This is a genomic window from Streptomyces sp. NPDC001599 (assembly GCF_042893535.1).
Lineage (GTDB): Bacteria > Actinomycetota > Actinomycetes > Streptomycetales > Streptomycetaceae > Streptomyces.
Window position 1 is genome coordinate 24022 of the sequence record NZ_JBIAVA010000027.1, and the last position, 19909, is coordinate 43930.

A 19909-nucleotide genomic window follows, 5' to 3' on the forward strand; every position below is an offset into this window, starting at 1 on the left:
CGCCTGCTCACCCCGACCCCCGAGCAGGCGACGGACCGCTCGGGCCACGCCACCCCAGGACTACGACATGACCCCCTCCCCCGCTCCCGAGAGCACCGCTTCCCTCCGCATCGCCGGCGCCCGTGGGCGGTGGACCCTGCTGGCCACCGTCCTGGGCTCGGGCGTCGTACTGCTCGGCTCGACCGTCACCAACATCGCGCTCCCGCGCATCGGCCAGGACTTCGACGCCGATCTCGGCGTCCTCCAGTGGACGGTGAACGCCTACATGCTGACCCTGGCGGGACTCATCCTGCTGGGCGGTTCCCTGGGCGACCGCTTCGGGCGGCGGCGCGTCTTCGTCCTGGGCCTGGTGTGGTTCGCGGTCGCCTCGCTGCTGTGCGCCGTGGCTCCGGACACCACCACGCTCATCGCCGCCCGGGCCCTGCAGGGCGTCGGAGGCGCGCTGCTCACGCCCGGTTCACTGGCGATCATCGAGGCCTCCTTCCATCCGGACGACCGGCCGCGCGCGATCGGCCTGTGGTCCGGATTCGGCGGCATCGGCGCCGCCCTGGGGCCGTTCGTGGGCGGGTGGCTGGTGGACGGGCCCGGCTGGCGCTGGACCTTCGTACTGAGCGCCGTACCGGCGCTGCTGTGCGTCCCCGTGGCCCTGCGCCATGTTCCGGAGTCCGTGGGCGCACCGCGCAGGGAAGCGGTGTCCACGGCCGGCGCGAGGGCCCGGCGCGGGGTCGGCTTCGACGTGCCGGGCGCCGTCCTGGGAGCTCTGGCCCTGGCGCTGGTCACCTACGCGCTGACGGAGGCGCGCGACGGCGGAACCGTGGCCGTCGCCGCGGCCGTCGGCGGTGTCGTCGCGGGGGCCGCGTTCCTCCGCGTCGAACGACGCAGCGGCGACCCCATGATGCCGCTGGCGATCTACTCGTCCCGGCAGTTCACCGCCGTCAACGTGATCACCCTGTGCGTCTACGCGGGGACGGGCGGGTTCTTCTTCCTGACCGCGCTGCAACTGCAGATCGTCGTCGGGTACTCGGCGCTGGCCGCCGGAGCGGCGATGCTGCCGAACACCGTGCTGATGCTGCTGTTCTCGTCCCACGCCGGGACGCTCGCCCAGCGGCTGGGGCCGCGGGCCCCGCTCACCGTCGGCCCGCTGGTGTGCGGAGCGGGGATGCTGCTGATGCTGCGGGTCGGTCCGGGCGCGTCCTACGTCCAGGACGTCCTCCCGGCCCTCCTGGTGATGGGCACCGGCATGGTCGTCATGGTCGCCCCCCTGACCGTGACCCTGCTCGCCTCGGTGGACGCCTCGAACGCCGGGCTGGCCAGCGGCATCAACAACGCCGCGGCCCGGGCGGCGGGGCTGGTGTCCGTCGCGGCGCTCCCGCTGCTGGTCGGGATGGGGCCGGAGGCCTACCGGTCGGACGCGGCCTTCGACACCTCGTTCGGCCGGGCCATGCCGCTGTGCGCGGTCCTGCTCGCCGTCGGCGCGTCGGTCGCCCTTGTCACGCTGCGGCGGTCCGCCACCGCCCCTCGTCCGGCGCACGGGCACACCCACGGCTGGCTGACGGAACCGCCGCTGGTGTCCCGCTTCGCCCATCATCAAGCCGTCGAATGACAACCGGCGCCGCGCGCGGCGTTTGCCGTACGAAAGGAACCAGACATGTCGTACCCGTACCCGGAGCAGAAGTACTGGGGTGAGGACGGTGAGGTCAGCGCCGTCTTCCGGCCGGCCACCACACCGCCGAACCTGGGTGAGAGCGGTACCGGAAAGGACGCCACCCACTATCTGGCCACCACGGCCACCACACGGGGCGAGTTCGGGCTGTACCGCGTCGAGATGCGGCCCCGGGCGGGCGGCCCCAAGACCCATTTCCACAAGCGGATCTCGGAGTCCTTCTTCATCCTGGACGGCACCGTGCGCGTCTTCGACGGTGTGCAGTGGGTCGACGCCCGCAAGGGTGACTTCCTGCATGTCCCCCAGGGCGGGCTGCACGCCTTCCGCAACGACTCCGACGCACCGGCCGACATGCTGCTGCTGTTCACCCCGGGCGCCCCGCGCGAGGAGTACTTCGAGCAGGTCTCCCAGCTGGGGCACGCTTCCGAGGAGGAGCGTGCCGCGTTCTTCGACCGGCACGACTCGTACTTCGTGGAGTAGGAGCAGGAGCAGGGATGGGAGCGGGAGCCGTTGACACCGCACGACGACGGGGCCCCGCATACGTGACTTCCCGGCCTGGCCGGTGTCACGGGTGCGGGGCCCCGTCGTGAGTGCCCGACCGAGGTCAGGCGGTGGGCCGGGGGGCGCGCAGGTGGGCGCGCTCCTTCAGCTCCGCCTCGTCGACCAGTTCGAGCATGGGCTTGCCGGGCGCGCACATCATCGTGACGACGAACTCCGTCTTCTCGTCGCTGAGCGCGTTGCCGTCCTGGTAGTGGATGGCGTCGCCGCCCGGCTCCCAGAAGGTGCCGCCGGCCTCGACGACGCGCTCGGGCTCACCCTCCAGTTCGAAGCGGACGGCGCCCTTGATGACGTAACCGAACGCCGGGCCGGAGTGGCGGTGCGGCGGGGTGCCGGGGTCGCCGGGCTCCCACTCGACGTGGATGGTCATCGCCGAGGCGCCCTCGGGGACGACGACCGGCGAGGCGTCCTGGATCATCTTCGCCGCGCGGGTCCAGCTCGGACCGTCCTCGTCGCCGGTTCCATGTCCGTGGTGGGCGTGCTGTGCATTCTCCGACATCGAGTCGCACCTTCCGTGGTTCCGCCGTGACCGGGCGGCACATCGTCCGCCGTCACGGGGTCGTCTCCGGTCGTGATGACCGCTCGCCCTCCTGACCGGACAACGGGCGGGTCTGTGACACCGCGCCACGGCCGGTCGGGGCCGCGCCCCGGCCGCACGGTGTCACACGGAGGACCCGCGTTCTGTCTAGGTGAGACGGGCACGTTGGCACTTCGGCATCCGCCACCGTCCGCCCAGAACACCCAGCGGGGTCATCGGCCCCCGACGGAGGAGACGCAGATGAGAGTCGTCGTTGCAGGTGCCACCGGACTGATCGGTTCCCGGACCGTCGCGCGGCTCCGGGACCACGGGGTGGAGGTCGTGCCCGTGTCGCGCGGGGAAGGAGTCGACGTCAGCACCGGCCAGGGCCTGGACCGGGCGCTGCGCGGCGCCGATGTGATCGTGGACGTCACCGACGCGCCCTCCCGGCGACAGCAGGCCGGCACGGCGTTCTTCACCACCGCGACGGGCAACGTCCTCAAGGCGGCCGCCGCCGCGGACGTCGAGCACTACGTGGCGCTGTCGGTGGTGGGCGCCGACCGGATCGGGTCGGGCTACTTCCAGGCCAAGGCGACGCAGGAGGACCTGGCCCGGCACACCACCGTGCCGTACTCCGTGGTACGTGCCACGCCTTTCCACGAGTCCGTGGAGGCCGCCGCCGCGGCCGGCACCCGGCCCGACGGCGTACATGTGCCGCCGTTGCTGCTGCGGCCCGTCTCGGCCGACGACGTCGCCGCGCTCCTCGCCCATGTCGCGGTGGGGCTGCCGCAGTTCGGCGTGGTCGAGACAGCCGGGCCCGAGGAGCTGCGGCTGGAGGACATGACGGCCGACGTACTCGCTCTCCTCGGCCGGCCCAGCCCGGTGATCGCCGACGCGCTGGCCCCGTTCTTCGGCGCGGTGCTCGAGGAGCGGGACCTGCTTCCCGGGCCGGACGCCCGGCTGGGCCATCACACGTTCACCCAGTGGCTCAAGAGCCGCTGACCCCGCCGGGCGGCGCTGCCCGTCGCCCGGATCTCCCCCTCAGACCTGTCGCCCCGCGACACCCACCGTGTCCGCGGCCGGTGTCGCCGACACCACGCCGTGAAAAGAAGGCTGCCATGAGTGAACCCTCCCGGCCGACCGAGAACCCTGTGATCAGTGAGCTGGACCAACTGCCCGACCGCGACCGCGAGGAGACCGCCGAGTGGCGGGCCTCCCTCGACGCCGTCGTGCGCAACGCGGGGCCGGAACGCGCGGTGTACCTGATGCGGCGGGTGCACGAGTTCGCCGCGAGTACGGGTATGTCCCTGCCGGGGCTGCTGCACTCCGACTACATCAACACCGTTCCCGCCGCCGCGCAGCCGGAGTTCGACGGCGACCTGGAGATGGAGTCCAGGATCACCGCGCTCAACCGGTGGAACGCGGCGGCGATGGTCACCCGCGGCGCGCGCCTCGGGCTGGGCGGTCACATCTCCACCTACGCGTCGGCGGCCTGGCTCTACGAGATCGGCTTCCACCACTTCTTCCGGGGCAAGGACGCCGACGGCTCCGGCGACCAGCTCTTCGTCCAGGGACACGCTTCCCCCGGCATCTACGCCCGGGTCTTCCTGGAGGGGCGGCTGAGCGAGAGCCGGCTGGACTCCTTCCGCCGGGAGGCCGGCGGTCACGGACTGCCGTCCTATCCGCACCCCCGGCGGCTGCCGTGGCTGTGGGAGTTCCCGACGGTCTCCATGGGACTGGGCCCGCTCAGCGCCGTCTACCAGGCCCGCTTCAACCGCTATCTGCACGCCCGCGGCATCAAGGACACCTCCGCCTCACGGGTGTGGGCGTTCCTGGGCGACGGGGAGATGGACGAGCCGGAGTCGACGGCCGCCCTGACCCTGGCCTCGCGCGAGAACCTGGACAACCTCACCTTCGTCATCAACTGCAACCTCCAGCGCCTGGACGGCCCGGTACGGTCCAACTCGAAGATCGTGCAGGAACTGGAGGCACGGTTCCGGGGCGCGGGCTGGAACGTGGTCAAGACGCTCTGGGGCGAGGCCTGGGACCCGCTGCTGGCGCAGGACACCACCGGCGACCTGGTACGGCGCCTGGGCGAGGTGCCCGACGCCCAGATGCAGACGCTCGCCGCGCGGGACGCGGCCTACATACGCAAGCACTTCTTCACGGGTGACGCCCTGTCGGCGCTCTCCGCCTCCCTGAGCGACGCGCGGGTGGTCGACCTGTTCGAGAACTCGCGCGGCGGGCACGAGCCGTTGAAGGTGTACGCCGCCTACCGGGCCGCCGTGGAGCACCGGGGCGCCCCGACGGTGGTCCTCGCCCAGACGGTGAAGGGCCACACGCTGGGCCCGGCGTTCGAGTCGCGCAACGCCAACCACCAGATGAAGAAGCTCACGATGGAGCAGTTCCGTGCCATGCGCGACCTGCTGGAGCTCCCCATCCCCGACAGCGCGCTCGCCGGTGACCAGGTGCCGTTCTGGCACCCCGGGGAGGACTCGCCCGAGGTGCGTTACCTGCGCGAACGCCGGGCCGCGCTGGGCGGGCCCGCACCCGTGCGCCGGGTGGCCGCCAAGCCGCTGCCGGAACCGCCCGCCAAGCCCTTCGAGGACCTGGAGAAGGGGTCCGGCCACCAGGAGATGGCCACCACGATGGCACTGGTCCGGCTGGTCAAGGACCTGATGCGCGACCCGCGCAGCGGGGCCCGCTGGGTGCCGATCGTCCCCGACGAGGCCCGCACCTTCGGCATGGAGTCGATGTTCCCCACCGCCGGCATCTACTCGCCCCAGGGCCAGACCTACGACCCGGTCGACGCGGACCAACTGCTCCACTACCTGGAGAGCACGACCGGGCAGCTGCTCATCGAGGGCATCACCGAGGCCGGTTCCGTCGCCGAGTTCGCCGCCGCCGCGACGTCGTACGCCACGCACGGCGAACCCATGATCCCCTTCTACATCTTCTACGCCATGTTCGGTTTCCAGCGGACCGGCGACCAGTTCTGGGCGCTCGGCGACCAGATGGGCCGCGGCTTCGTGGTCGGCGGCACGGCCGGGCGCACGACGATGACCGGCGAGGGCCTCCAGCACGGGGACGGCCACTCGCACCTGCTCGCCGCCACCAATCCGGCGGCCGTCAGCTACGACCCGGCGTTCGCCTACGAGATCGCGGTCATCGTCCGGGACGGTCTGCGCCGCATGTACGGCGAGCGGCCCGAGGACGTCTTCTACTACCTGACCGTGTACAACGAGCCCAAGCACCAGCCCGCCATGCCGCCGGTTCCCGGCATCGAGGAGGGCATCGTCCGGGGCATCTACCGGTACCGGCCCGCCGAGGCGCCCGCGGCCGGGCCCCGGCTCCAGCTGCTCGCCTCCGGTACGGCGATCCACTGGGTCCTGCGCGCACAGGAACTGCTCGCCTCCGACTGGGGCGTGCACGCCGACGTGTGGTCGGTGACGTCCTGGACGGAGCTGCGCCGGGACGCGATGCGTGCCGACGACGCCCGGACGCGGGGCGAGGAACGCACCCCGTTCGTCACTCGGGCCCTGTCCGGGGCACCGGGGCCGGTGCTGGCCGTCAGCGACTGGATGCGGCAGGTGCCCGACCAGATCAGCCAGTGGGTCGAGCAGGACTACTACTCCCTGGGCACCGACGGTTTCGGGCTGTCCGACACCCGTGAGGACGTGCGCCGCTACTTCCGGGTGGACGCCGAGTCGATCGTGGTGAGCGCACTGGACCGGCTGGCCCGGGCGGGGCAGGTCCCGCCGGAGACCGTCGCGCGGGCCCGCGCGCAGTACGGCCTCGAGCGCTGAACCGGGGTACGAGGCACCCCTGCCGCCCGCGTCGTCCGACGCGGGCCCTGCACGACAGGTCCGGCGGGGCCACGCGCCCCGCCGTTCCGTGAGGAGTTGAACGTCATCATGACCGTTTCCGTGACCCTGCCGGCTCTCGGCGAGTCCGTCACCGAGGGCACCGTGACCCGCTGGCTGAAGCAGGTCGGTGACCGCGTCGAGGCCGATGAGCCCTTGCTGGAGGTGTCGACCGACAAGGTGGACACCGAGATACCTTCCCCCGCCGCAGGCGTCCTGCTGGAGATCCTCGCCGCCGAGGACGAGACCGTCGAGGTCGGCGCCGGACTCGGCATCATCGGCGCGCCGGACACCGCCCCCGCGGCCCCGCCCGCGTCGGCGGCACCGGCATCGGCTCCGGCCCCGGCCCCGGCCCCGGCCCCGGCCCCGGCCCCTGCTCCTGCTCCTGCTCCTGCTCCTGCTCCGGCCGAGCCTTTCGTCCCGCCTGCCGCGTCCGTTGTTCCGGCTCCCCCCGCGCCCGCGACGGCGCCCGCGACTCCGCCCGCGTCGGCGCCCGCTCCCGCGCCGGTGCGCGCCGCCCCGGCGGAGGACGCGTCCTCGCTCCGCGGCCGCACGGTCGCGATGACCCGTATCCGCCGGGCCATCGGCAACAACCTCAAGAAGGCGCTGCTGGAGCAGGCGCAGCTCACCTCGACGGTCGAGGCCGACGTCACCCGGCTGATGCGCCTGCGGAACCGGGCGAAGGACGGCTTCCTGGCCCGCGAGGGCCTCAAGCTCTCCCCCATGCCCTTCTTCGTCAAGGCAGCCGCCCAGGCGCTGAAGGCGCATCCGGTGGTCAACGCCCGCATCAACGAGGACGAGGGGACCATCACCTACTTCGACACCGAGAACATCGGGATCGCGGTCGACACGGAGGCCGGTCTGATGACCCCGGTCGTCAAGGCGGCCGGTGACCTCACCGTCGCCGGGCTCGCCCGGGCCGTCCACGACGTCGCCGACCGGGCCCGCGGTGGTCACCTGACCCCGGACGACGTGTCGGGCGCGACCTTCACGATCTCCAACACCGGTTCGCGCGGTGCGCTGTTCGACACGGTCATCGTGCCGCCGAACCAGGCCGCGATCCTCGGCGTGGGCGCCACGGTCAGGAGGCCGGGGGTCGTGCGCGTCGGTGACGAGGAGGTCATCGGCGTCCGGGACCTGGTGCACCTGTCGCTGTCGTACGACCACCGGCTGGTGGACGGGGCGGACGCGGCCCGCTACCTGGCGGCGGTCAAGGCGCTCCTGGAGTCGGCGGCGTTCGAGGACGACCTGTACCCCGACGCCGCTGCGTGAACGAGGAAAGCCGGTGCGGGCGATGCCCGCACCGGCTTTTCCCTTGGCGGCGGTGGCCGCGGACGCGGTGTGTGAGGGTGCCGGCACGCGTCACTGACGGGATACGGACGCGTGGGCCGTCAAGTCGTGGACCTGGACCCGTGCGGTGACGGCGCCGCCCTCCTCCGTGCGCTGTACCGGAACGGGCGCGTGGCGCAGCATGGCGTCGATCCGCTCGTCGCCGGCCAGGAAGAGGCCGTAGAGCGTCGTCCAGCCGCCGACCCGCGCGTGCTCGCCCAGGTGCTGGAGCAGACGGGTCCCGAGTCCGCGGCCCTGCCAGGAGTCCTCGACCAGCAGCGCCGCCTCGGCCGCCGTGTGATCCGGCATCAGGTGGCCCACGGCGACGATGCGGCCGGTGGCGCCCAGAGCCGCCAGATGTACCGATCCGGGGCGGGACAGCAGAGTGGGCACATACGTGCGGGGGTCGGCCATCGCCCGGTGGTAGCGGCTCCACAGGGTCTGCGGCGAGCAGCGGCGGTGCATCGCCACGGTGCGGGCGACCTGACCGGGGCCTATCGGGATGATCCGCGGTTCGCGGCGCATGAGTCAGTCCTTGGGCGGCCGGGAACCGGTGCGCGACACGCACACGGCGCGGGGTCGGGAAAGGGCCGGTGGCGAACCACCGGCCCTTCGATCACCGGTGCGCTCTCAGCGCACCGAACGGGCGGCGTCCTCGATGACGCCGGTGACCTTTCCCGGCTGCGAGACGCTGACCGCGTGGGACGATCGCACCTCCGTGGTGTGGGCACCGGCCCGCCGGGCCATGAACTCCTGGGCGGCGGCCGGGATGTTGCGGTCCTGGGTGGCGACCAGGACCCAGGAGGGAATGGTCTTCCAGGCCGGTTCGGCCGCTCCCTCGCCCAGGGCCGCCTCGGTGACCGGTCGTTGGGTGACGGTCATGAGGTCGGTCTTGTTGCGCGGCACGTCGGCCGCGAACTGATGGCGAAACTTGTCGTTCTGGATGTAGAGGTCGGTGCCGGGGGAACCGTCGGCGTTCGTCACCGGCACGGGGCGCAGCGCGTCACCGAGGGTGCTGCCGGGGAACCGCCCTGACAGGTCGACCGCGCTCTCGCCCTTCGCGGGGAGGAAGGCGGCGAGGTACACCAGCGCCTTGACGTTCTTGTTGCCGGTGGCGGCGTTGCTGATGACCGAACCGCCGTAGGAGTGACCGGCGAGCACGACGGGGCCTTCGATTCCGGCCAGGACGTCCTTGAGGTAGGCGGAGTCGCCGCTCAGGGAGCGCAGCGGGTTGGCGACGGCGACGACCGGGTAGCCGTCGTGCCGGAGTCTGTCGATGACGCCGTTCCAGCTCGTGGAGTCGGCGAACGCACCGTGGACCAGGACGACGGTGGGCTTGTCGCCGCGGTCGGCGGGGCCGCCCTTGTCGGCGGAGGCCGGGGCGATCGTGGTGGCGAGCAGACCGGCGGCGACACCGGCGCCGGCCAGGACGGTCATCGTCGTGTGGATCCGGCTGGTGCGGGAGGTGCGGGAGGTGCGGTTCATGTCGCATGCCTTTCGGGCGGGATCGTGATCGGTGTTCGCGGCACGTTGTGTCGCCTTTTCACCTTTGAGACCGGAGACCCACCACATGCGTGACATGGTGTGAAGACATTCTCCGCCCTTGTGTCGCCTCGCGGTTCAGGACCCGTGCCGACCGGTGATCTCTTCGTGCTCGGTCGCCGTGGGCTTGGGGATCTGCGTGCCGGGGCCGTAGAGGAAGCCGCTGAGCCCGGTGCGCAGGCGCTGTGTGCCCCGAGCCACGGCACCGTCGCCGTCGCGCGGGGGTACGGCGTCCAGGGGCCGGTGCTGCTCGTGCGAGGTCAGGGTGTGCAGTCGGGCCGGGTCGAGGGGCTCGTGGACCTCGACGTACTCGCCGTGCGGCAGGCGCTTGACGACGCCGGTCTCCCGGCCGTGCAGCACCAGGTCGCGGTCCCTGCGCTGCAGTGCCAGCGCCACGCGCTTGGTGACGACGAAGGCCAGGACCGGGACGACGAAGAGGCCGACGCGCACGGCCCAGGTCACGTCGTTGACGGACATGTGCAGGCGGGTGGCGATGATGTCGTTGGCGGCACCGATCAGGGCCACCGCGTAGACACTGAGCCAGGCCACGCCGAGGGCGGTGCGTACCGGGCGGTTGCGGGGGCGGTCCAGCAGGTGGTGCTCGCTGTCGTCGTCCGTCGCCCAGGCCTCCAGGAACGGATAGGCCCCCATGGCCAGGAAGAGCAGCGTCCCGGCCAGCAGCGGCAGCAAGTTGTCCAGCGCCAGGGTGTGGCCCCAGAAGTCGATCTCCCAGCCGGGCATGACGCGCAGCAGTCCGTCGGCGACGCCCATGTACCAGTCGGGCTGGGACCCGGCGGAGACCTGGTCGGGACGGAAGGGCCCGTAGTCCCAGACGGGGTTGATCTCGGCGACGGCGGCCATGAAGAAGACCACGCCGGCCACGAGGAAGAAGTAGCCCGCGGCCTTCACGGCGTACACCTTGGCCGGAAGGCCGACGACGTTGTCGCGGGTACGGCCGGGTCCGGGGTACTGCGCGGGCCGGTGGCGCAGGGCCAGGAGCACGTAGCCGGCGATGAGGACGACCATGAGCGCGGGGATGACCAGGACGTGCAGGGTGTTGAAGCGGGCGATCAGGTCGTCGCCGGGGAACTCACCGCCGAAGAGGAAGAACGACAGATAGGTCCCGACGACGGGAATCGACAGGATCGTGCCGTTCACCACTTGGAGGCCGGTGCCGGACAGCAGGTCGCCCGGCAGGTCGTAGCCGGTCAGGCCCCCGAACATCGCCAGGACGAGCAGTCCGAACCCCAGCACCCAGTTCAGCTCCCGCGGCTTGCGGAACGCGCCGGTGAAGAAGACCCGCAGCAGGTGGACGAGGACGGCGGCGACGAAGACCAGGGCCGCCCAGTGGTGGGCCTGGCGGACGAGCAGGCCGCCGCGGACGTCGAAGGAGATGTGCAGGGTCGAGTCGAAGGCCTCGGACACCCACTGCCCGCGCAAGGGGGCGTAGTCGCCCTGGTAGACCACGAGGTCGGAGGAGGGGTGGAAGTAGAAGCTCAGATAGACACCGGTGATCAGCAGGATCACGAAACTGTAGAGCGCGATCTCGCCGAGCATGAACGACCAGTGGTCGGGGAAGACCAGGCGCCGGACGGAGCGCGCGACGGGGCGGCGCCCCAGTCGGCTGTCCGTCCATCGGGCGAGCCTCTCCCCCGTGCGCTCCTGCTCCGGCTCCACCGGCCGGCTGTCGTGGCCCATCTCTTCACCCTTCGTTTCTGCGTCACCCGCGGCTCACCGGCGCCGCTGTGGCGCGCTCCGCCGTGGATCCGCGGCACTGGCGCGGCGCGAGGGCTTTCGACCGCCGGGCGGCCGTGGTGGGGGTGGGGGGACGCCCCCGCGGATCGCCCGCCGGGAAGACCGTCGGCACACGAATGGCGCGACGAATCCGACTCGTCCGACGCTGTGCTGTTCGGCATGATTCGTGTACTGCTGTCGTCACCATGACCGGCGAGCCGGTGCGGGTGTGACATGCGCGGTGCCGCCGGGCAGGACGGCGGCGGGTCGGCCCCGGCGTGGCTGACGCCCGGGCCCGGGCGTCAGCGGGACACGACGTTCTCCAGCTCCTCACCTGCGGCGAAGCGGCTCAACTGGTGCCGGATGAGCTGTTCGAGACGTGGCCACAGGGACGACGTGAACGCGCCGACGTGCGGCGTGATCAGCACGCCGGGTGTCTCTCGCAGCGGATGCCCCGGCGGGAGCGGCTCGGGGTCGGTCACGTCGAGCGCGGCCCGCAGCCTGCCCTCGTGGGTCTCCTTGAGCAGGGCGTCGGTGTCGACTACGGCCCCGCGTGCCACGTTGACGAGCAGGGCGCCGTCCTTCATGCGGGCCAGCATGCCCGCGTCGAAGAGCTGACGGGTCTGCGGGGTCAGCGGGACGGACAGCACGACGACATCGGCGTCGCCCACGAGCCGGGGCAGGTGTGCGGCGGAGCGGACGGAGCCCCGGGGCGCGTCCCGGTCCGCCCCGGCGACACGGGTCACCGCACATCCGAAGGGCACCAGAAGCTCCTCCAGCGCGGAGCCGACGGCGCCGTAGCCGACGACGAGCACGGACCGCCCGTACAGGGACGGGAAGACCTCCGGTCTCCACGCCCCGCCGTCCTGGGCGCGGACCGCCTCCGGTATGCCCCGCAGCGAGGCGAGGATCAGGGTGAGGGCCAGCTCGGCCGTGCTCGGAGCGGGGGCCGCGCCCGCGTTGCACAGGGTCACCGGACGAGGCAGCCGGTCCAGCTCCGCGCGCAGTTCGTCCGTGCCGGAACTCAGGGCCTGCACCGCACGCAGACGTGTCATGCGGGGCAGGGGGCTGCCGATGACATCGATGTCCTTGGTCAGCGGCGGGGCGTAGAACTCCACCTCCGACGGGTCCGACGGGAAGGCCGAACGGCCGTCCCAGCGGACGTACTCCAGTCCCGGTGGCAGGCCGGTGAGCTCGGCGAACTGGGCGGGCAGCCATACCTGCGGGGTTCTCACGGTCATGACGGCGTGTTCTGCTTTCCCTCCGGGTTCCGCGAGTCGGAACCGGAGAACTGACTGCGTGTGCCACGCACTTGTGACAGTCCGCCCCCGTGACGGGCCTCACCTCGGGCCCGTTCGGTACGGGTCCCTCGCGGGGCACCCGCTGTCACAGGCCTGGCTCACACGTTGTCTAGCTGGACATGCACCCCGTCATCACCGGAGCACCGGTGTCCCGGCCGGACCCGGACTCCTACGCCGTAACCGCCGAGTTCTACGACATCCTTCAGGCCGACCGGGACGCGGCACGCGTCCGCGACCTCTACGGCCGGCATGTCGCGCGAGCCCGTCTCGGTGTGCTGGACATCGGTGCCGGGACCGGCCGGGTCACGCTGATGAGCCTGGCCGAGTCCGCGGCCGACGTGCACGCGGTGGAGCCCGCCCGAGCCATGCGCACCTCCCTGCTCACCCGCCTCGCCACCCTGCCCGCGCGGCAGCGCGAGCGGGTGACCGTGCACCCGTACGCCCTGGACGAGGCGGCGCTGTACGCGGCCGCGGACGTGGCCGTGTGCCACAACACGGTCGCCTGTCTTCCCCCGGCCGCGCGGGACGCGCTGTGGCCCGCGATCCACGCGGCCCTGGCCCCCGGAGGCACGCTCCTGCTGGAACCGCCGCCCGCGCTGCTGCCCCCTCGCGACATCGTGCACCGCCTGCCGGAGCAGCGGGTGGGCGCGCACGTGTACGGGGGACGCATGACGATGTCCGCGGCGGGATACCGCATCCACACCCGTGTCGACTACTGGGTGCGCAGCGGACGGCATGTGCTGCGGGAGCACACGGAGTCCTTCTGGATGTGGCCCGCCTCGCGCACGCGGCTCACCGACGACCTGGCGCGGCACGGCTTCGTCCCGACGGCGAGGCACGACGATCCGCGTGTTCTTGCCGTGACGCGGCCGGCCCGCCGGTGAACCGGCGGGCGGGGCGGGCGGCGAACTCCCGGAGCACAGGGGCCGGGTAGGCCCGTGCCACCGTGTCACAACGCGTGTCCGCGCCCGGTCTGAAGGGTGACCGGACCACTCGGTCCGTGTGCGCCTCACAGAATTGGACGGGGATCTCATGCCGCGTGCGAAGACGTTCGTGATCGTCGGGGGCGGCCTGGCCGCCGGCAAGGCCGCGGAGGAACTGCGCGAGCACGGCCACGACGGGCCGCTCGTCGTCATCGGGGACGAGCGGGAACGGCCGTACATCCGGCCGCCGCTGTCCAAGGGCTACCTGCTGGGCAAGGAGGACCGCGAGTCCATCCACGTGCACCCCGAGAGCTGGTACCGGGAGCACGACGTCGATCTGCTCCTGGGCACGAGTGTGACGTCCATCGACGCGCACGGCCGGGCGGTGACGCTGGACGACGGCCGTCGCGTGCCCTACGCCGGTCTGCTGCTGGCCACCGGTTCCTCGCCGCGCCGCCTGTCGGTGCCGGGCGCGGACCTGGAGGGCGTGCTGTACCTGCGGCGCGTGGGCGACAGCGAGCGCCTCAAGGAGGCGTTCACCGAGGGCGCCCGGATCGTCGTGGTCGGCGGCGGATGGATCGGGCTGGAGACGGCGGCGGCGGCCCGGGCGGCCGGTGCGGAGGTGACCGTGCTGGAGCGCGGTGAGCTGCCCCTGCTGAAGGTCCTGGGCCGGGAGGCGGCCGAGGTCTTCGCCGGTCTGCACCGGGATCACGGTGTGGACCTGCGTCCCCACGCCCGGATCGAGGCCGTCACCGGCACCGGGGGCCGCGTCGACGGGGTCCGGCTGGCCGACGGCACCCACCTGCCCGCGGACGCCGTGGTCGTGGGGGTCGGCATCACGCCCAACGTCCGCCTGGCCGAGGAGGCGGGTCTCGACGTGCGCAACGGCATCGTGACCGACGCCCGTCTGCGGACCTCCGCCGCCGGTGTCCACGCCGCCGGTGACGTCGCCAACGCCTACCACCCCCGGCTCGGCCGGCACCTGCGCGTGGAGCACTGGGCCAACGCGCTGCACCAGCCCCGTACCGCCGCGCTGAGCATGCTCGGCCAGGACGCGGTGTACGACCGGCTGCCGTACTTCTACACCGACCAGTACGACCTCGGCATGGAGTACACCGGGTACGCCGAACCGGGCGGCTACGACCGCGTCGTCTTCCGCGGGTCGCGCGAGGAGCGGCGGTTCCTGGCGTTCTGGATGTCCGGCAACCGGGTGCTGGCGGGGATGAGCGTCAATCTGTGGGACGTGATCGGGACGATCCGCGCCCTGATCGAGTCGGGCGCGGAGACGGACGACGCCGCCCTCGCCGACCCCTCGGTCCCGCTGGAGAGCCTGCTTCCCCCGCACGTGCGGCCGACGGGAGACCAGGCGTGACCGGCAGCGCTCCCGCGCCGCTGCGCCCGATGCCCGACGACTGGCGGCGCGCCCTGGCCGTGGTGGCCCACCCCGACGACCTCGAGTACGGGTGCTCGGCGGCCGTGGCCTCCTGGGTGGCCGACGGCAGGGAGGTCACGTACCTGCTCGCCACCCGGGGCGAGGCCGGCATCGACACCCTGGATCCCGGACGGGCCGGCCCCCTGCGGGAGGCGGAACAGCGGGCCGCCGCCGCGGCGGTCGGTGTCCGCGCGGTGGAGTTCCTGGACCACCGGGACGGTGTGATCGAGTACGGCGTCTCCCTGCGCCGCGACATCGCCGCCGCCGTACGGCGTCACCGGCCCGAGCTGGTGATCACACTGAACCACCGGGACACCTGGGCCGCCGGGGCCTGGAACACCCCGGACCACGTGGCGGTGGGGCGCGCCGTGCTGGACGCGGCGGCGGACGCGGGCAACCGCTGGATCTTCCCGGAACTGGCCGAACAGGGGCTGCCGCCCTGGAACGGCGTCCGCTGGGTGGCCGTCGCCAACTCACCGGCGCCGTCCCACGCGGTGTCCGCCGAGCCGGGCTTCGAACAGGGTGTCCAGTCCCTGCTGCGGCACCGGACCTACCTCGAAGCCCTGACCGGGGAGGACCCCGAGACGTACGCGCGCCGCTTCCTGGGCGAGAGCACCGGCGTCCACCGCGCACGGTTCGACGGCGCTCCCGCCGTCGCCTTCGAACTGTTCAGCCGATGACCGGGCGCCCGTGCGCCCCTCGTCGCCATTCCCGCCAGCCGCACGCGCCGCACGGGCCCGTGCCGAGGAAGGACCGATCATGACGTACGACTCCCCCGCCGTCCTGGACGCCGGACCGTCCGACGGCGTCGATCCGGACGAGTTCGTGCGCGCCGCCGTGCGCTGGCACTTCGACCCGGAGACCGGCTCCCGCTACTGGCTGGACCGGGCCGAACGGCTCGCCTTCGATCCGCGGCGGGACGTCAAGGGCGTGGACGACCTGGCGCTCTTCCCCGACCTGAGCGACGAACTGCGCCAGGTCCCGGTGGCGGACCTGATCCCCCGGGGTTACGGCGGCGACGCCCGGCTGCTCAACGTCTTCGACAGCGGCGGGACGACCGGGGCGCCCAAGCGGGTCGTCCAGCTCGACGACTGGATGCGGCACAGCACCGCACAGGTCGACATGCGTCTGCGGGAGCACGGGCTGCCCGTCGGCGCCCAGTGGCTGACCGTGGCGCCCACGGGTCCGCATCTGGTGGGGGACGTGCTGCAACGGGCGGCGGCCTCGCTGGGCGGCCCGGGACTGAGCATCGACATGGACCCCCGGTGGGTGCGGAAGCTGATCGCCACGGGCCGCGCCGACGAGGTCGAGTCCTACACCGACCACCTCGTCGAACAGTGCCGGCGGATCCTGCTGACCCAGGACATCGGTGTCCTGGCCGCCACCACGCCCCTGCTGGAGCGCTTCGCCCGCGAGGAGGACCTCCTGGAACGGATCAACGGTTCGGTCCGGGCGATCGTCTGGGGCGGCACCCACATGGACCCCGACACCCGTCACCTGCTGGCCACGGAGGTCTTCCCCGAGGTGCCGCTGATCGGCATGTACGGCAACACCATGATGCTCACCGCGCTGCTCGAACGCGCCGGTCTCGACGCCTCGCAGCCCTGTGTCTTCGACCCGGTGTCGCCGTACGTGTTCCTGTCGGTCGTCGACCCCGCCACCGGGGAACCCGTCGCGGTCGGCGAGCGCGGCCAGGTGATCGTCAGCCACGTCAGCAAGTCGATGCTCATCCCCCACAACGCCGAGCGCGACACGGCCGTGCGCGTCCGGCCCGCGGGCGGTCACGCCGGCGACGCCGTGGCGGACGTGGCACCGGTGCCCACGGTGCGGGGCGAGACCGTGATCGAGGGCGTGTACTGATGGCCGCCGCCGATGCCGCCGAGCCGGTGTACCTGGACGCCCTCGGCCCCCGCGGTCCCTACCGCACCCGCGTCCCGGACATCGTCACGGATGTGTCCGGTGCCGAGGTGGCGCGGCTGAGCCTGGTGCCGCCGGTGTACGTCGACCGGGCGCTGGCCGCACTGCGCAAGGCCGGGCCGGTCCCGCCGGACGGCCTGGACGCGCTGCTGGAAGCGGCCGCCGAGGAGTTCGCCACCGGCACCGTCGGCGGGCTGGGCGTGCGCGAGTACGAGTACCTGGTCAGCCGCACCTCCGGTACCCCGCTGACCGTGGTGCGCGACGCGACCCGCGGCACGGCGAGGTTCGTCACCCGCGCCCGTGCCTCCGCCGAGCAGGGCAGACCGCGCGGCACGGTCCGGCAGCGCCTGGACCCCTCCCTCGGGGCCGGGCACGCCGTGTGGGCCCGCCGGGGCGAGGTGTTCGCCGTCAACGCGTCCGGCAATCATCCGGGGGTCCACCGGCTGTGGCTGGAGGCGCTGGCCCTCGGCTACCGCGTGGCCGTACGGCCGTCGCGGCGCGAGCCGTTCACCCCGCACCGCCTGGTCGGCGCGCTGCGCCGGGCGGGCGTCGGCCAGGACCGGCTGGCGCTGCTGCCCACGGACCACCGGACCGCGCGGACGCTGATCCGCGGCGCCGACCGTGCGGTGGTGTACGGCGGTGACGACGTCGTCGCCGGATACGCCCACGACGCCCGTGTGCTGCCCCAGGGGCCCGGCCGGACGAAGATCCTCGTCACGGCGGACACGGACTGGCGGGAGCACCTGGACACGATCGTCGCCTCCGTCGCCGACGAGGCCGGCACCGCGTGCGTCAACGCCACCGCCGTCCTCGTCGAGGGCGACCCGGCACCGCTCGCGGAGGCCCTCGCGGCGCGCCTGTCCCAACTCCCCGGTCTGCCGCCCCAGGACACCCGGGCGGTTCTCCCGGTGTGCCCGCTGGACCGGGCCCTGGCCGTCGACTCCTACCTGAGGTCGGTGGCGGCGGGGACCCGCGCCTGGCTCGGCGGTGACGGCGTCGTCGACGACCTCGGGGACGGAAGCGCCGTCCTGCGGCCGGCCGTCCACCAGGTCGCCGCCGCCGGTGCCCCGCAGGTGGGCACCGAACTCCCCTTCCCGTGCGTGTGGGTGGCGCCCTGGAGCCGCTCGGACGGGATCGCCCCGCTGCGCGGGACACTCGTGCTCTCGGTCCTCTCCCGCGACCGTGCGCTGCTCGACACGCTGGTGGCGGAACCCTCCATCGCCAACGTGTACGCCGGTGACCACCCGACGTACTGGATGGCTCCGGGAGTGCCCCACGACGGCTACCTGTCGGACTTCCTGATGCGCGGCAAGGCCGTGGTCGGGATCGAGTGACGGCCGGGTCAGTGCGGCAGCAGCAGCATCACGGCCGTCCCCAGCGCCATCGCGCCGTCGCGCACGTGCCCGTACGGGTTCGTGGCGGCGGCGCGGTGCGCGTGGTCCGTGGCGGTCCGCAGTGCGGGCATGGGGCGCGTCAACGACCGCAGGGCACAGCCGAGGAGATACACGGTCAGTACGACGGTGACCAGGGTCGCCGTCGTCGAGGCGTCGGCGGCATGGCCGTGGGCCGCGGTGTGGTGCGCGGCCGGGACGCCCGCGGCGGCCACGGTCTCCCGGGCGGCGGCGGAGACCGGGACGGCGCCGGACGGGGGCCGCGACATCCAGGCCATCGCCGCCATGCCGACGGCGGGCGTCAGCCGGTCGGTGAACAGCTCCGCGGTACGGGCGGTCAGCAGGAACCACAGCGCGGCGGCGGTGAAGAACACCGTGGCGGCCCGGTCGGACAGAGGCGGGCCGAGACTCCAGGGCATCGCCGCCATGGCCGCCGCCATGGTGAAGTGCAGGAGGAGATCCAGGCGGTCACGGCGGCCCGCACCCGGTGACCGGACACCGCGCCACAGCACGTGCAGGGCCACTGCGGCGAACAACAGCGTCAGCATGCCGTGCACGGCATCGAGAGCCGGCGTCCTGTCCGACACGGTGTGCCCCTTCCGGTCCCTGGCGGTTCGCTGTCCTGACCGGGTGCGCGATCGATCCGTGACAGGGCACGTCAGCGGGGCCGGGCGCCGACGACCGTGCATGTCGGACGGTGGCCCGTTGCCACCGTGTGCCACCTGTGGGATCCATGCGCGCGCGTGCGCCCCTCCGCCGACGCGCCCCTCCGCGCCCGCTTGTAGCATGGGGAGCACGAAGCCAGAAGGGATGTTCCATGCACGCTGGCGCCCCACCCGGCACCCTTGACCAGGCGACGAAGGACTTCCTCTCGGCGCGCCCGCAGCTCTTCGGTATCGCGTACCGGGTCCTGGGCAGCGCGGCGGAGGCCGAGGACATCGTGCAGGAGGCCTGGCTGCGGTGGCAGAGCACCGACCGTTCGAAGGTGCACGAACCGACCGCCTTCCTGACCACCGTCGCCACGAGGCTGGCGATCAACGTGGCCCAGTCCGCGCGGGTGCGCCGGGAGTCCTACGTCGGCCCCTGGCTTCCCGAGCCCGTCGACACCACGCAGGATCCGCACCTGGGCGCGGAGCGGGCCGAGGCCCTGGAGATGGCGGTCCTGCTGCTCCTGGAGAAGCTGAACCCCGTGGAGCGCGCCGCCTACGTGCTCCGGGAGGCGTTCGACTACCCCTACGGACGGATCGCCGAGATCCTGGAGACCAGCGAGGCCAACACCCGTCAACTGGTGAGCCGCGGCCGCAAGCACCTGGCCGCCGAGCGCAAGGAGGCCGTTACCCCGACAGCCCATCGGCGGCTGCTGGAGGTCTTCCTCTCCGCGGCGCGGACGGGCGACCTGGCGGGCCTGGAGGACGTGCTCACCGCCGACGTCGTCAGCTACACGGACGGCAACGGGATCCGCGGCGCGTCGAGGATTCCGGTCATCGGGCTGCCGCACGTCTCGCACTACCTCGTGGCCTTCGCTCCGCGCTTCTGGCCGCAGTCGCAGGTCCGGTGGGTCGAGGCGAACGGACGGCCGGCCGTCCTGGTCCTCTCCGGCGAGGAGGCCGTCGCCCTGCTGACCGCCGACATCTCGGCGGACGGCATCGACCGGCTCATGTGGGTGATGAACCCGGCCAAACTGGCGCCCTACGTGGCTTCCCTGCGGGACTGACCTGGAGTCGGGGGTCCTCCGGCGC

General features: G+C 72.7%; 17 protein-coding genes. 11 read left to right on the forward strand and 6 right to left on the reverse strand.

Features of this window, described 5'->3' with window-relative positions:
* Positions 1-67 precede the first annotated feature (67 nt).
* A complete protein-coding gene (locus ACFYZ3_RS37285; RefSeq protein ID WP_388527519.1) occupies positions 68-1603 on the forward strand; it encodes an MFS transporter in 1536 nt (511 codons plus the stop codon).
* A 45-nt stretch (positions 1604-1648) separates the two neighbouring features.
* The gene (locus ACFYZ3_RS37290; RefSeq protein ID WP_059296912.1) at positions 1649-2143 is read left to right on the forward strand and encodes a cupin domain-containing protein; all 495 of its coding nucleotides are present in this window, start codon (positions 1649-1651) and stop codon (positions 2141-2143) included.
* Positions 2144-2267: 124 nt separating this feature from the next.
* Here the strand turns inward: ACFYZ3_RS37290 and ACFYZ3_RS37295 are convergent, their stop codons facing one another.
* Entirely contained in the window at positions 2268-2720 is a 453-nt protein-coding gene (locus ACFYZ3_RS37295) for a cupin domain-containing protein (RefSeq protein ID WP_388527522.1), read from the reverse strand.
* Between the two features lie 279 nt (positions 2721-2999).
* Here ACFYZ3_RS37295 and ACFYZ3_RS37300 point away from each other — a divergent pair, with 279 nt between their 5' ends.
* The 3 genes from ACFYZ3_RS37300 to ACFYZ3_RS37310 all read left to right on the forward strand — a co-directional run bounded on the left by ACFYZ3_RS37300 (position 3000) and on the right by ACFYZ3_RS37310 (position 7873).
* Positions 3000-3740 carry an SDR family oxidoreductase gene (locus ACFYZ3_RS37300; RefSeq protein ID WP_388527525.1) on the forward strand — a complete coding sequence of 247 codons (741 nt, stop codon included), beginning with the start codon at positions 3000-3002 and terminating at the stop codon, positions 3738-3740.
* A 116-nt stretch (positions 3741-3856) separates the two neighbouring features.
* Positions 3857-6544 (forward strand): pyruvate dehydrogenase (acetyl-transferring), homodimeric type, encoded by a 2688-nt coding sequence (gene aceE, locus ACFYZ3_RS37305; protein WP_388527528.1) that lies wholly within the window; start codon positions 3857-3859, stop codon positions 6542-6544.
* Between the two features lie 108 nt (positions 6545-6652).
* The gene (locus ACFYZ3_RS37310; RefSeq protein ID WP_388527531.1) at positions 6653-7873 is read left to right on the forward strand and encodes a 2-oxo acid dehydrogenase subunit E2; all 1221 of its coding nucleotides are present in this window, start codon (positions 6653-6655) and stop codon (positions 7871-7873) included.
* A gap of 90 nt (positions 7874-7963) precedes the next feature.
* Here ACFYZ3_RS37310 and ACFYZ3_RS37315 read toward each other — a convergent pair whose 3' ends face one another.
* From ACFYZ3_RS37315 to ACFYZ3_RS37330, 4 genes are all read right to left on the reverse strand, one after another.
* Positions 7964-8455 carry a GNAT family N-acetyltransferase gene (locus ACFYZ3_RS37315; RefSeq protein WP_388527534.1) on the reverse strand — a complete coding sequence of 164 codons (492 nt, stop codon included), beginning with the start codon at positions 8453-8455 and terminating at the stop codon, positions 7964-7966.
* Positions 8456-8560: 105 nt separating this feature from the next.
* Positions 8561-9415 carry an alpha/beta fold hydrolase gene (locus tag ACFYZ3_RS37320; protein WP_388527537.1) on the reverse strand — a complete coding sequence of 285 codons (855 nt, stop codon included), beginning with the start codon at positions 9413-9415 and terminating at the stop codon, positions 8561-8563.
* 135 nt (positions 9416-9550) lie between these two features.
* Complete coding sequence (locus tag ACFYZ3_RS37325; RefSeq protein WP_388527539.1) at positions 9551-11170, reverse strand: cytochrome bc complex cytochrome b subunit; 1620 nt, start codon at positions 11168-11170, stop codon at positions 9551-9553.
* 338 nt (positions 11171-11508) lie between these two features.
* On the reverse strand, positions 11509-12447 hold the full coding sequence (locus tag ACFYZ3_RS37330) for a 2-hydroxyacid dehydrogenase (RefSeq protein WP_388527542.1): 939 nt from the start codon (positions 12445-12447) through the stop codon (positions 11509-11511).
* A 179-nt stretch (positions 12448-12626) separates the two neighbouring features.
* On the opposite strand from ACFYZ3_RS37330, the gene ACFYZ3_RS37335 reads away from it, so the two are divergent.
* The 5 genes from ACFYZ3_RS37335 (at position 12627) to ACFYZ3_RS37355 (ending at position 18113) form a co-directional block, all read left to right on the forward strand.
* Entirely contained in the window at positions 12627-13391 is a 765-nt protein-coding gene (locus ACFYZ3_RS37335) for a class I SAM-dependent methyltransferase (protein WP_388527544.1), read from the forward strand.
* Between the two features lie 148 nt (positions 13392-13539).
* Positions 13540-14802 carry an NAD(P)/FAD-dependent oxidoreductase gene (locus ACFYZ3_RS37340; protein ID WP_388527547.1) on the forward strand — a complete coding sequence of 421 codons (1263 nt, stop codon included), beginning with the start codon at positions 13540-13542 and terminating at the stop codon, positions 14800-14802.
* Positions 14799-15542: a PIG-L deacetylase family protein gene (locus ACFYZ3_RS37345; protein WP_142198172.1), complete on the forward strand. Its 744-nt coding sequence runs from the start codon at positions 14799-14801 to the stop codon at positions 15540-15542. The genes ACFYZ3_RS37340 and ACFYZ3_RS37345 overlap by 4 nt, the downstream gene beginning before the upstream one ends.
* A gap of 79 nt (positions 15543-15621) precedes the next feature.
* Positions 15622-16722, forward strand: a complete 1101-nt coding sequence (locus ACFYZ3_RS37350; RefSeq protein ID WP_388527550.1) for a phenazine antibiotic biosynthesis protein — start codon at positions 15622-15624, stop codon at positions 16720-16722.
* Positions 16722-18113 (forward strand): aldehyde dehydrogenase family protein, encoded by a 1392-nt coding sequence (locus tag ACFYZ3_RS37355; protein WP_388527553.1) that lies wholly within the window; start codon positions 16722-16724, stop codon positions 18111-18113. Before ACFYZ3_RS37350 ends, ACFYZ3_RS37355 begins: the two co-directional genes overlap by 1 nt.
* An 8-nt stretch (positions 18114-18121) precedes the next feature.
* Here the strand turns inward: ACFYZ3_RS37355 and ACFYZ3_RS37360 are convergent, their stop codons facing one another.
* On the reverse strand, positions 18122-18757 hold the full coding sequence (locus ACFYZ3_RS37360) for a DUF5134 domain-containing protein (protein WP_388527556.1): 636 nt from the start codon (positions 18755-18757) through the stop codon (positions 18122-18124).
* 230 nt (positions 18758-18987) lie between these two features.
* Between ACFYZ3_RS37360 and ACFYZ3_RS37365 the strand changes: the two genes are divergently transcribed.
* Positions 18988-19884, forward strand: a complete 897-nt coding sequence (locus ACFYZ3_RS37365) for an RNA polymerase sigma-70 factor (protein WP_388527559.1) — start codon at positions 18988-18990, stop codon at positions 19882-19884.
* Positions 19885-19909 lie beyond the last annotated feature (25 nt).

Excerpts from the sequence above, each read along its gene's own strand:
- ACFYZ3_RS37285 (WP_388527519.1), top strand. The coding sequence starts at position 68 with ATGACCCCCTCCCCCGCTCCCGAGAGCACCGCTTCCCTCCGCATCGCC.
- ACFYZ3_RS37290 (WP_059296912.1), top strand. The coding sequence starts at position 1,649 with ATGTCGTACCCGTACCCGGAGCAGAAGTACTGGGGTGAGGACGGTGAG.
- ACFYZ3_RS37295 (WP_388527522.1), bottom strand. The coding sequence starts at position 2,720 with ATGTCGGAGAATGCACAGCACGCCCACCACGGACATGGAACCGGCGAC.
- ACFYZ3_RS37300 (WP_388527525.1), top strand. The coding sequence starts at position 3,000 with ATGAGAGTCGTCGTTGCAGGTGCCACCGGACTGATCGGTTCCCGGACC.
- aceE (WP_388527528.1), top strand. The coding sequence starts at position 3,857 with ATGAGTGAACCCTCCCGGCCGACCGAGAACCCTGTGATCAGTGAGCTG.
- ACFYZ3_RS37310 (WP_388527531.1), top strand. The coding sequence starts at position 6,653 with ATGACCGTTTCCGTGACCCTGCCGGCTCTCGGCGAGTCCGTCACCGAG.
- ACFYZ3_RS37315 (WP_388527534.1), bottom strand. The coding sequence starts at position 8,455 with ATGCGCCGCGAACCGCGGATCATCCCGATAGGCCCCGGTCAGGTCGCC.
- ACFYZ3_RS37320 (WP_388527537.1), bottom strand. The coding sequence starts at position 9,415 with ATGAACCGCACCTCCCGCACCTCCCGCACCAGCCGGATCCACACGACG.
- ACFYZ3_RS37325 (WP_388527539.1), bottom strand. The coding sequence starts at position 11,170 with ATGGGCCACGACAGCCGGCCGGTGGAGCCGGAGCAGGAGCGCACGGGG.
- ACFYZ3_RS37330 (WP_388527542.1), bottom strand. The coding sequence starts at position 12,447 with ATGACCGTGAGAACCCCGCAGGTATGGCTGCCCGCCCAGTTCGCCGAG.
- ACFYZ3_RS37335 (WP_388527544.1), top strand. The coding sequence starts at position 12,627 with ATGCACCCCGTCATCACCGGAGCACCGGTGTCCCGGCCGGACCCGGAC.
- ACFYZ3_RS37340 (WP_388527547.1), top strand. The coding sequence starts at position 13,540 with ATGCCGCGTGCGAAGACGTTCGTGATCGTCGGGGGCGGCCTGGCCGCC.
- ACFYZ3_RS37350 (WP_388527550.1), top strand. The coding sequence starts at position 15,622 with ATGACGTACGACTCCCCCGCCGTCCTGGACGCCGGACCGTCCGACGGC.
- ACFYZ3_RS37355 (WP_388527553.1), top strand. The coding sequence starts at position 16,722 with ATGGCCGCCGCCGATGCCGCCGAGCCGGTGTACCTGGACGCCCTCGGC.
- ACFYZ3_RS37365 (WP_388527559.1), top strand. The coding sequence starts at position 18,988 with ATGCACGCTGGCGCCCCACCCGGCACCCTTGACCAGGCGACGAAGGAC.